The organism is Microcystis sp. LE19-10.1B, from assembly GCF_027530565.1.
Classification (GTDB): domain Bacteria; phylum Cyanobacteriota; class Cyanobacteriia; order Cyanobacteriales; family Microcystaceae; genus Microcystis; species Microcystis aeruginosa.
This window is the reverse complement of record NZ_JAPZQM010000214.1, coordinates 1-10,102: the sequence shown is the minus strand read 5'-3', so window position 1 is coordinate 10,102 and position 10,102 is coordinate 1. Positions and strand designations below refer to the sequence as shown.

Annotated in this window: 8 protein-coding genes; 5 read left to right on the top strand and 3 right to left on the bottom strand. The window is 45.6% G+C overall.

Annotated features, from left to right (window positions below):
- Positions 1-190: 190 nt before the first annotated feature.
- The 3 genes from O9332_RS07915 to O9332_RS07905 all read right to left on the bottom strand — a co-directional run bounded on the left by O9332_RS07915 (position 191) and on the right by O9332_RS07905 (position 4,648).
- A complete protein-coding gene (locus tag O9332_RS07915; RefSeq protein WP_002758603.1) occupies positions 191-1,939 on the bottom strand; it encodes a ribonuclease J in 1,749 nt (582 codons plus the stop codon).
- A 237-nt stretch (positions 1,940-2,176) separates the two neighbouring features.
- The gene (gene dapA, locus O9332_RS07910) at positions 2,177-3,067 is read right to left on the bottom strand and encodes a 4-hydroxy-tetrahydrodipicolinate synthase (RefSeq protein WP_002758601.1); all 891 of its coding nucleotides are present in this window, start codon (positions 3,065-3,067) and stop codon (positions 2,177-2,179) included.
- Positions 3,068-3,610: 543 nt separating this feature from the next.
- On the bottom strand, positions 3,611-4,648 hold the full coding sequence (locus tag O9332_RS07905; protein ID WP_002758599.1) for an aspartate-semialdehyde dehydrogenase: 1,038 nt from the start codon (positions 4,646-4,648) through the stop codon (positions 3,611-3,613).
- A 324-nt stretch (positions 4,649-4,972) separates the two neighbouring features.
- Between O9332_RS07905 and tig the strand changes: the two genes are divergently transcribed.
- The 5 genes from tig to O9332_RS07880 all read left to right on the top strand — a co-directional run bounded on the left by tig (position 4,973) and on the right by O9332_RS07880 (position 9,740).
- Positions 4,973-6,370: a trigger factor gene (gene tig, locus O9332_RS07900; RefSeq protein WP_002758597.1), complete on the top strand. Its 1,398-nt coding sequence runs from the start codon at positions 4,973-4,975 to the stop codon at positions 6,368-6,370.
- 260 nt (positions 6,371-6,630) lie between these two features.
- On the top strand, positions 6,631-7,332 hold the full coding sequence (gene clpP / locus O9332_RS07895; RefSeq protein WP_002736918.1) for an ATP-dependent Clp endopeptidase proteolytic subunit ClpP: 702 nt from the start codon (positions 6,631-6,633) through the stop codon (positions 7,330-7,332).
- Positions 7,333-7,339: 7 nt separating this feature from the next.
- Positions 7,340-8,674, top strand: a complete 1,335-nt coding sequence (gene clpX, locus O9332_RS07890; RefSeq protein ID WP_288024756.1) for an ATP-dependent protease ATP-binding subunit ClpX — start codon at positions 7,340-7,342, stop codon at positions 8,672-8,674.
- A 21-nt stretch (positions 8,675-8,695) separates the two neighbouring features.
- On the top strand, positions 8,696-8,905 hold the full coding sequence (locus O9332_RS07885) for a hypothetical protein (protein WP_002752152.1): 210 nt from the start codon (positions 8,696-8,698) through the stop codon (positions 8,903-8,905).
- The gene (locus O9332_RS07880) at positions 8,883-9,740 is read left to right on the top strand and encodes an alpha/beta fold hydrolase (protein ID WP_002758594.1); all 858 of its coding nucleotides are present in this window, start codon (positions 8,883-8,885) and stop codon (positions 9,738-9,740) included. The genes O9332_RS07885 and O9332_RS07880 overlap by 23 nt, the downstream gene beginning before the upstream one ends.
- The last annotated feature ends 362 nt before the right edge of the window (positions 9,741-10,102 follow it).

Here is a 10,102-nt window from a genome sequence, read left to right as displayed (position 1 = left end):
GGTGGGGGTGGGGGGGGGGGGGGTTGGGGGGATTTGGTTTTGGGGGCATGGGGGGACGGGGGGATGTGGGTACTTGGGGAATTGGGTATGTGGGGAAGTGGGGTGGGGGGGGATGGGAAGGATAAATAAAAATAATCTCCTGTCTCCTGTCTCGGAGACTCCTGTCTGGGAGTCTCCTGTCCCACTGCTATTAGGAGGCCATGGTAGCTGCGGGACGGCGGCGGCGATAAGTACGATTGTTCGCTGGTTCCGTTGCCGCCGCTTGCAGGAGAAAAATCACTAGGGGTTGACTCTGTAACTCCCGTTTGATTAAACGTTGCAAAGTCGTCTCGATTTCGGCCCGCAAACCGGCCCAATCCGGGGACCCCGTGGCGGTTTTAAATTCACCGATGCGATCGCTTAAACAGCGTTCGATCGCCCGAATAATTAGCTGATTCAGCAGCGGGATTTCCACTTTTGTCACCACACCGCGCAAATTAATCTCTGGGGGTGCGCTTAATTGTCCCTCACTGTTAACGAAGGATGCGATCGTAATCACACCATCTTCGGCTAACTGTTGTCTTTCCTGCATAATGTGTTCGTGAACCACACCCGCTTGATCGACTAACTCGATTCCCGAAGGCACTGGTGTGCCAAGTCCAATGCGATCGCTAGTTAACTCGATCGTGTCACCATTTTTGACAATTACCATATTTTCGGCGGGAATCCCCATACTTTGGGCCATCTGAGCGTGTTTGACCAGCATTCGGTGTTCTCCATGCACTGGCACAAAAAACTTCGGCCGCGTCAAAGATAGCATCAATTTATGGTCTTCTTGGGAACCATGGCCGGAAACGTGAATTCCCTTATCGCGTCCGTAAACTACGTTAGCACCCTGCATCATCAGGCGATCAATTGTATTGACCACAGCGATCGTATTACCCGGAATCGGATTAGCGGAAAAGACAATCGTATCCCCCTGACGCGCACGAATATGAGGATGTTCACCCTTAGAAATCCGCGTCATGGCCGCTAAAGGTTCCCCCTGGGATCCTGTGGTTAAAATGACGATTTTATCATCAGCTAAATTGCGGGTCGCTTTCAGGGGTTCAAATATATCGTCGGGACATTTTATATACCCCAAATTGCGCGCATGAGCGATGACATTTAACATCGATCGACCCACTACCACCACTTTCCGGTTAAATTTCTGGGCCAATTTCAACACCAGATTAATCCGATGCACTGAGGAGGCAAAGGTAGTGATCATAATCCGTCCCGTTGCTTGGTTAAAAACCCGCTCTAACCCGGGATAAACGGAAGCTTCCGAAGGAGTATAACCGGGTACTTCCGCGTTAGTGGAATCACTCAATAAACATAGCACCCCTTTCTCGCCATGTTCGGCAATTTTTTGTAGATCAAAGAATTCGCCATCCACGGGAGTATGGTCAATTTTAAAATCTCCTGTGTGAATAACTACCCCTAAAGGAGTGTGAATTGCTACACAAAAACTATCGGCGATCGAGTGGGTATTGCGGATATATTCCACCATGAAAGATTTACCTAAACGCACCATTTGCCGGGGAACTACGGTTTCTAATTTGGTACGATTTGCTAATCCTGCTTCTTCCAATTTATCCCGCAATAAAGCCATCGCTAGATGCGGACCGTAGATAATTGGTACATCAAATTGTTTGAGATGGTAGGGAATGCCACCGATATGATCTTCGTGACCGTGGGTGACGATCATACCCTTAATTTTATGGCGATTTTCTCTTAGATAAGTCATATCGGGAAGCACTACATTGACCCCGTGCATATCATCGGAAGGAAAAGCTAAACCGGCATCCAGGAGAATAATCTCATCATCGTACTCAAAAACACAGGTGTTTTTGCCGATTTCGTGTAGTCCTCCTAGGGGAATGATCTTTAGTTTTGCTTGGGTTTTATCTTGATTCATTAGGTGTCCTTTGATGGTAAGTTATGGTGATTTTTCAGGTGGTTTTTTTGGACGGGAAATCTCAAAAAATGAATAGTTAGAACAATTCTTGCTAGGAAAATAATACCTAGCTAAACTCACTTATATCAATACTTTCTAGCCGTTCTAAACTATATTTTTTTCTAGTTAAGCTATTAACATTATAACCTATTTCTCGAAAAAATCCTAGTTTAGTGAGCCAAATTTTCTAGTATTTTTCTAGATTAAAGCCAATTCTTGCATAACTTTTGCTAATCCTTCTTCTAACTCGGGACTTAGGGAACATAAAGGAAGTCTTAGACCCCCCACTTCCCAACCGACTAGATTTAAGGCCGCTTTAATTGGAATTGGATTAGTGGCACAGAATAAACCTTTAAACAGGGGAAATAATTTCAAATTAATCTCGATCGCTTTGGCCGCATCTCCAGTTAAGAAAGCTTGAATCATTCCTTGGATTTCTTCTCCCACTAGATGACTAGCAACACTGACCACTCCCACCGCACCACAGGTCATCAGGGGTAAGGTGAGAAAATCATCGCCGGAATAAATAGCGAAATTTTCAGGAGTATGACAGTAAATCTTACAGGTTTGTTCTAAATTACCACTAGCTTCTTTTACCGCCACAATATTATCAACTGCTGCCAGTTTAATAATCGTTTCTGGGGTCATATTTTGACCCGTGCGACCAGGTATATTATAAAGCATTACTGGCAGATCGGGACAAGCTTTGGCAATGGCGCAAAAATGCTCATATAAACCCTCTTGGGGAGGTTTATTGTAGTAGGGAACCACTTGTAAAGAACCATCTAAACCCAGTTTAGCAGCCTGTTGGGTCGCTTCGATCGCTTCGGAAGTGCAATTAGAACCCGTCCCCGCAATCACTTTTCCCCGACCATTAACCGCTTTTTTGACAATACTAAATAGTTCGTATTCTTCCTGCCAACTTAGGGTGGGTGATTCTCCCGTCGTCCCACAGACCACTATACCATCGCTACCGTGGGTAACTAGATAATCGGCCAATTTTTCCACCAGGGCATAATTAACTTGACCCTCGACGGTGAAGGGTGTCACCATCGCCGTAATTACTCGTCCAAAATATGTTTCACTCATTGATCAGTTATCAGTTATCAGTTATCAGTTATCAGTTATCAGTTATCAGTTATCAGTTATCAACTTCTGAAGGCAAGAGGCAAAAGAAAGAATCTGGCAATCCTCCTAAGTAGGGAGGCACAATTAGTTATTTGTAGGATGGTTTAGCGGTAGCGTAACATAATCAGGCGTTGGGTTTCATGCTTCAACCCAACCTACGTTCATCTTATATTTAATTCCACCCACCCACTTAATTATTTGTAGGATGGGTTAGCGGTGGCGTAACATAATCGGGCGTTGGGTTTCATGCTTCAACCCAACCTACGTTCTAGTTAACCTCTTGCATAATTAATTTTTGAGGATTCAAAAACGGCAAAAATAAGGATTAAATTGCCTAAAGTCTGTAAATAGACCATTTAATTGATTATTATTCATTCTTAATCCTCCTGACTACTGACTACTGACTACTGACTACTGACTCCTAACCCTAACAACAATTTTTGATTTTTACCAGAGGTCTAGTTATTATCGCCTTGATCTAGCTGATGGCTGATAGCTTAATTATCAAACTGTTGCTAATCTTGAACCGACGAGATTTTTCTTGACTAAAAGTTCCGCAATTTGCACGGCATTTAAAGCCGCACCCTTGCGAATTTGATCGCCGCATAGCCACAATTCTAGACCGTTAGGATGGGAGATATCTTGACGAATGCGTCCCACTAATACTTCATCGCGACCGGTAGCATCAATTGGCATGGGAAAATAATTAGCGTCCCAATCTTCCACTAATTTTACCCCCGGAGCGGACTGAAGAATTTCTCTAGCCTTCACCACAGAAAAAGGCCGACTAAATTCTAGGTTAACCGATTCCGAATGGGCGCGCAGGACGGGAACCCGTACACAGGTGGCACTAACCCGCAGCTCTGGACAAGCAAAAATCTTGCGGGTTTCGTTGACCATTTTCATTTCTTCCTCGCAGTACCCCTGACCATTAATCGGGGTATTGTGGGGAAAAAGATTAAAAGCGAGGGGATAGGGGAAGGAATTAGTGGGAGGTTGTCGATTGTCAAGAATTGCTTGCGCTTGCTGTTTTACCTCCTCCATGGCTCGCGCTCCAGCACCACTAGCGGACTGATAAGTAGAAACTACTACTCGCTCGATCGCCTGTACTTGGTGGAGAGGCCAGATCGCCACTCCTAAAAGAATTGTCGTACAGTTGGGATTAGCGATAATGCCCCGGTGATTGTCCACACTGTCGGGATTGATTTCCGGGACAACCAGAGGCACTTCGGGATTCATGCGAAAAGCGCTGGAGTTATCGATAATCGTCGCACCCGACTCGACAATAGTTTTCGCCCAAACTTTTGAGGTGGCTCCCCCCGCAGAAGCGAGAACGATATCCACGTCCTGAAAAGAGCGCTCGTTTACCGCTTCGATGAGGAGACTTTCGCCCTGAAAATCGAGGGTTTTTCCAGCAGAACGCTCGGAAGCCAGTAATTTTAGACTAGCGAGAGGGAATTGACGACTAGCTAATAACTCTAGTAATTCCGTTCCCACGGCCCCGGTGGCCCCTAAAATAGCGACCCGTACTTTTTGACTCAAATTGTGTAACCTCCTGACGAGTTGGGTGATGATAATGGTCTGAAGAAATCGTTACAGTAAAAAATCTTTTTTGTCCGCCGAGTTATTCTCAAGCTTGGATTGATCGGCTTTTGATCAGCAAAATTTTCTGATTGGGCTTAACTGCCCCAAGGACGGAATAAATTAAATATACCCCATTGACCGCTAAAATAAAAAGATTGTGACAGCTTGGGGAGCAACTGCAGCTATTCCCCTAGAATATCATGAGCGGGACGGATCCACCGCAGGCGTAAACACCGCTCACCCTATTATAAACGTTCCTTGTCGTAAGAGCTAGAAAAATCAATGAAAGTTATTCAGGAAAAGCTTCCTGCCAGTCAGATAGGTTTAGAAATTGAAATTCCCGCCGAAACCACGAAAAACACCCACGAGAAAGTGGTAAATAATTTAGCGAAGTCGGCCAATATACCCGGTTTTCGCCCCGGTAAGGTTCCCCGTCAGATTCTTCTGCAAAGATTGGGAACTAAAGCGGTAAAAGCGGCGGTAATTGAGGAATTAATCGAAAATTGCCTCGAATCTGCCCTAAAACAGGAGGGGATCGAGTCCCTGGGTAATCCCCAGCTATTGTCTCAGTTTGAGGATTTGATCGCTGCCTATGAACCGGGTAAAGCTTTGACTTTTTCAGTTTCCGTGGATGTGGCCCCGACAATTATTCTCGGAGATTACGAAAATCTGAGCGTTACTGCCGAAGAAACCGTTTATGATCCCGAATCCGTGGAAAATTGGTTTAAAGAGCGTCAAGAACAGTTAGCGACATTGGTTCCCGTGGAAGATCGCGGGGCGCAGCTGGGAGATGTGGCGATCGTTGATTATCGGGGAAAATCCGCCGAAACTGGCGAAGATATCCCGGATATTGACGGCGAAGATCTGCGGGTGGATATGGAAGCAGGACGCTTTATCGAGGGGATGGTGGAAGGAATTATCGGCATGAAACCGGAAGAAGTCAAAGAGATGACTTTAACTTTCCCAGAAGATTATCCGAAAGAGGATGTGGCAGCAAAAGCGGTAATCTTTACAATTACGATGAAAGAGTTAAAGGCAAAGGAATTACCAGAGCTTGACGACGATTTTGCCCAAGAAGTCAGCGATCAGGAAACAATCGCCGAATTAAGAGCAAGTTTAGAGAAACGTTTCCAAGAACAAGCGGAGAAGGAAACCAAAGAAAGCATTTATGACGCTTTAACCAAGGAATTGGTCAAGGGTGCGACTTTAGATTTACCGGAGACGCTGATCGAAAAGGAAGTGACGCATATTTTGACCCAAAGCTTCATGGAATTTCAACAAATGGGGCTAGATGTCAACCAGTTGTTTACAAAAGATAATATTCCCAAAATGCGGGAAAACACCCGTCCCGATGCGATCGAAAGTCTGAAAGAGACTCTCGTGGTGCAGGAATTGGCTAAAGTCGCCGGCATTGAAGTCAGTGCCGAAGCGGTAACGGAAAAAATCGCTAAAATCATGGCCCAATTGTCCGATCGCGACATAGATAGGCAGCGTCTGGAACAGGTGATCACCGAAGAAATGCTGGCAGAAAACACCCTGGAATGGCTGAAAGAAAAAGCTACTATCACCCTCGTCCCCAAAGGTTCCCTAGAGGAAGAAACAAGGGAGGATGAGGAAACGGAAGAAACCTTCGCATTCACCGAAGTGGAAGTGTTGGCAGCTGAGGCTGAGGAAGAATAACCGTAAGGAGTTAGCAGTCGTGTTGGGGTGTTGGGGTTTTAGGGTATTGGTTGAATTCCCCCATTCCCCCATTCCCCCATTCCCCCATCTCCTGATAACTGATAACTGATCACTGATAACTGATAACTGATTCCTGCCAACCGGGGAAAACTTAGGGCATAATAGATGGACAGAAGTGCTAAAGATGCTTAACATTGGCCAATAAAAGCTCCACAGCCAAGCAAAACCCCTAAGATTGTGATAGCGGAACCGAAAAAATTATGCTCGAATCGAGATCACCTGACTACCCAATTACCAGTAATTGTCGCCCTGCTATCTACGCCAACACGGGGAGAAACTCCCTAGCTAACGTTTTACCCGTGGTAATCGAACAGTCTGGCATGGGTGAACGGGCTTTTGATATCTATTCTCGACTCTTGCGCGAGAGAATTGTCTTTTTGGGAACTCCCGTCGATGATCAGGTCGCTGATTCGATCGTCGCCCAACTCCTCTACTTGGAGGCAGAAGATCCCGAAAAAGATATCCAACTCTATATCAACTCCCCCGGCGGTTCCGTTTATGCCGGACTAGCTATCTACGACACCATGCAACAAATTCGCCCCGACGTGGCGACAATTTGTTTCGGTTTAGCCGCTAGTATGGGAGCATTCCTGCTTTGTGGCGGCGCAGCAGGTAAACGGATGTCCCTACCCAGTAGCCGGATCATGATTCACCAACCCCTCGGCGGCGCCCAAGGTCAAGCTAGTGATATCGCCATCCAAGCCAAAGAGATCCTCTACATTAAACAGAGACTCAATACCATGCTGGCTCACCACACTGGTCAACCCTACGATCGCATCGCTAACGACACCGAACGGGACTTTTTCATGTCGGCCGTCGAAGCCAAAGAATATGGGTTAATCGATCTGGTGATTTCCCGTCCCGAACTGCCCGATCCTACCGTTCCCGTTACTTCCCTGTAAATAAACTATGTCTAAGTACGACTCCCACCTCAAGTGTTCATTTTGCGGCAAATCCCAGGAACAAGTGCGAAAATTAATCGCCGGGCCGGGGGTCTATATCTGTGACGAGTGTGTGGAACTGTGTAACGAAATTCTCGATGAGGAATTGATGGAACCGCCCAGTCCGGTCGCCCCAGTGGAGGAACGTCCCAACAAACGGCGATCGGGCCAAAACAAAACCACTTGGGAACAAATTCCCAAACCAAGAGAGATTAAAAAACACCTCGATGACTACGTTATTGGTCAAAATGAGGCGAAAAAAGTGCTTTCGGTGGCCGTTTATAACCATTACAAACGCCTCAAAGATATCCAAACCCAAAAAGCCGGTGGCGGTAGTCCAGAAGATAGCATCGAACTGCAAAAATCCAATATTCTGTTAATTGGTCCCACAGGATCGGGAAAAACCCTTCTAGCTCAAACTCTGGCTAAAATCCTCGATGTACCTTTTGCTGTCGCTGATGCCACCACTTTAACCGAGGCCGGTTATGTGGGGGAAGATGTGGAAAATATTCTCTTGCGTCTGTTACAAGTGGCAGATTTAGACGTGGAAGAAGCGCAGCGGGGCATTATCTACATCGATGAAATCGATAAAATTGCCCGCAAGAGCGAAAATACCTCGATTACCCGGGATGTGTCCGGAGAAGGGGTACAGCAAGCTTTACTGAAAATGTTAGAGGGAACGATCGCCAATGTTCCCCCCCAAGGCGGCCGCAAACACCCCTATCAGGATTGTATTCAGATTGACACCAGCAATATCCTGTTTATCTGCGGTGGGGCGTTTGTTGGTTTAGATAAGGTGATCGATCAGCGTCTCGGTAAAAAATCCATGGGCTTTATTCAACCAGGAGATGGCCAAGCTAGTAAGGATAAGGTGGCGGCAGGGTTATTAAAACAAATGACTCCCGATGATTTAGTCAAATTTGGCATGATTCCAGAGTTTGTCGGTCGGATTCCCATCCTAGCGGCCCTGTCACCCCTGGATGAGGAAGCTTTAATCGCTATCCTGACCCAACCCCGCAACGCTTTGGTGAAACAGTATCAAAAACTGTTGAAGATGGACAATGTACAGTTAGAGTTTAAATCTGATGCCGTACTAGCGATCGCCCAAGAGGCCTATCGTCGCAAAACCGGGGCCCGGGCCCTACGGGGTATTGTTGAGGAATTAATGCTCGATGTCATGTACGAATTGCCCTCGCGCAAGGACGTGAAACGATGTTTAATCACCCGCGAAATGGTGGAAAAACGTTCTACAGCGGATCTATTGGTTCATCCTTCCTCTCTACCCAGTCAAGAATCCGCTTAAGGGGAAAAATCGAGGTTAACCATGCTGAACACCGTTCCCGCGATCGTCAAAGAAGGCCGGATCGAACTCCTCGAATCTGTGCCGATTCCAGAGGGTACTAGGGTTTTAGTCACCCTTATCCCGGAGGAGACAAACTCGGATTTCTGGCAAAAAGTCAGCGAAACTGCACTGGCTAAGATTTGGGATAATCTGGAAGACGACATCTATCATGAAAACTCAAATAATCGATAAAACAATCACTGTTCGCGGTGTTCCCCACTATTACGAGTGGATTCGGCAATCGGAATCTGTTGAGAAAAAGCCGGTGATGGTGTTTATTCATGGTTGGGGAGGATCGGGACGCTATTGGCGATCAACTGCTGCGGCAATTTGCGATCGCTTTGATTGTTTATTGTACGATATGCGCGGTTTTGGTCGGTCTAAATTGCCGGAAAAATCCCCCGATCTTTCCTACGATTTAGAAGAATATGCCCTTGATTTGGCCTTGTTTTTAGATAGTTTGGAAATTGAAAAAATCTATCTCAATAGTCACTCTATGGGGGCATCGGTGGCGACTTTTTTTATTACTATGTACCCCGAAAGAGTGGTCAAAGCAGTTTTAACCTGTAATGGCATTTTTGAGTATAATAAAGCGGCTTTTGCTGCCTTCCATAAATTCGGTAAGTATGTGGTACAGTTTCGTTATGATTGGTTTTTAAAAGTACCTTTTGCCGATCGATTATTTATGGCGAGATTTTTGCATCGATCGATCCCAAAATCAGAAAGAATTGCTTTTTTAGAAGATTTTTTAGCGGCGGATTACGATGCCGTCCTAGGCACAATTTATACATCTGTGAGTAAAAAGGCAGTGGAAATTATGCCTGGTAAATTTGCTGAGATTAAGGTACCAACTCTTTTAGTATCAGGGGAAAAAGACATTATTATTCCTGCCAAAATGGGCAAAATGGCGGCGGATTTGAATAATAATATCCAGTATGTGGAGATGGCTAATACCGCTCACTTTCCCATGTTAGAAGATGCCCCTACTTATCTAAGAAAATTGCAAGATTTTTTAGAAATTAATTAGGGTTGGCTGAATAAAGCTAAAAACCTTGTTGGGTAAGACTTTTAGACTTTTTGTCAATCAAAAAGTACCATATCTGGGAGTGATCGGGGGGAAAATTCAGGGACTTTTTCCCTAAAAATTAGGTAATTGACCAGATGAAAAGCTGTAAAAACCTACACCCCACACCCCACACCCCACACCCCACACCCTGTCCCCACCAACAAACTTTTTGCCGCAAACCCTAATTAAGGCTTGCTGAATAAATCTAAAAACCTTGTTGGATAAGACTTTTGGACTTTTTTCCCCTCAAAAAGTACCAGATATGGGAGTGATCAGGGGGAAATTCAGGGACTTTTTCCCTGAAAATTAGGTAATTGACCCCC

What these genes read in the sequence shown, in the direction of transcription:
- O9332_RS07915 (WP_002758603.1), bottom strand. Translation starts at nt 1,939, where the DNA reads ATGAATCAAGATAAAACCCAAGCAAAACTAAAGATCATTCCCCTAGGA.
- dapA (WP_002758601.1), bottom strand. Translation starts at nt 3,067, where the DNA reads ATGAGTGAAACATATTTTGGACGAGTAATTACGGCGATGGTGACACCC.
- tig (WP_002758597.1), top strand. Translation starts at nt 4,973, where the DNA reads ATGAAAGTTATTCAGGAAAAGCTTCCTGCCAGTCAGATAGGTTTAGAA.
- clpP (WP_002736918.1), top strand. Translation starts at nt 6,631, where the DNA reads ATGCTCGAATCGAGATCACCTGACTACCCAATTACCAGTAATTGTCGC.
- clpX (WP_288024756.1), top strand. Translation starts at nt 7,340, where the DNA reads ATGTCTAAGTACGACTCCCACCTCAAGTGTTCATTTTGCGGCAAATCC.
- O9332_RS07885 (WP_002752152.1), top strand. Translation starts at nt 8,696, where the DNA reads ATGCTGAACACCGTTCCCGCGATCGTCAAAGAAGGCCGGATCGAACTC.
- O9332_RS07880 (WP_002758594.1), top strand. Translation starts at nt 8,883, where the DNA reads ATGAAAACTCAAATAATCGATAAAACAATCACTGTTCGCGGTGTTCCC.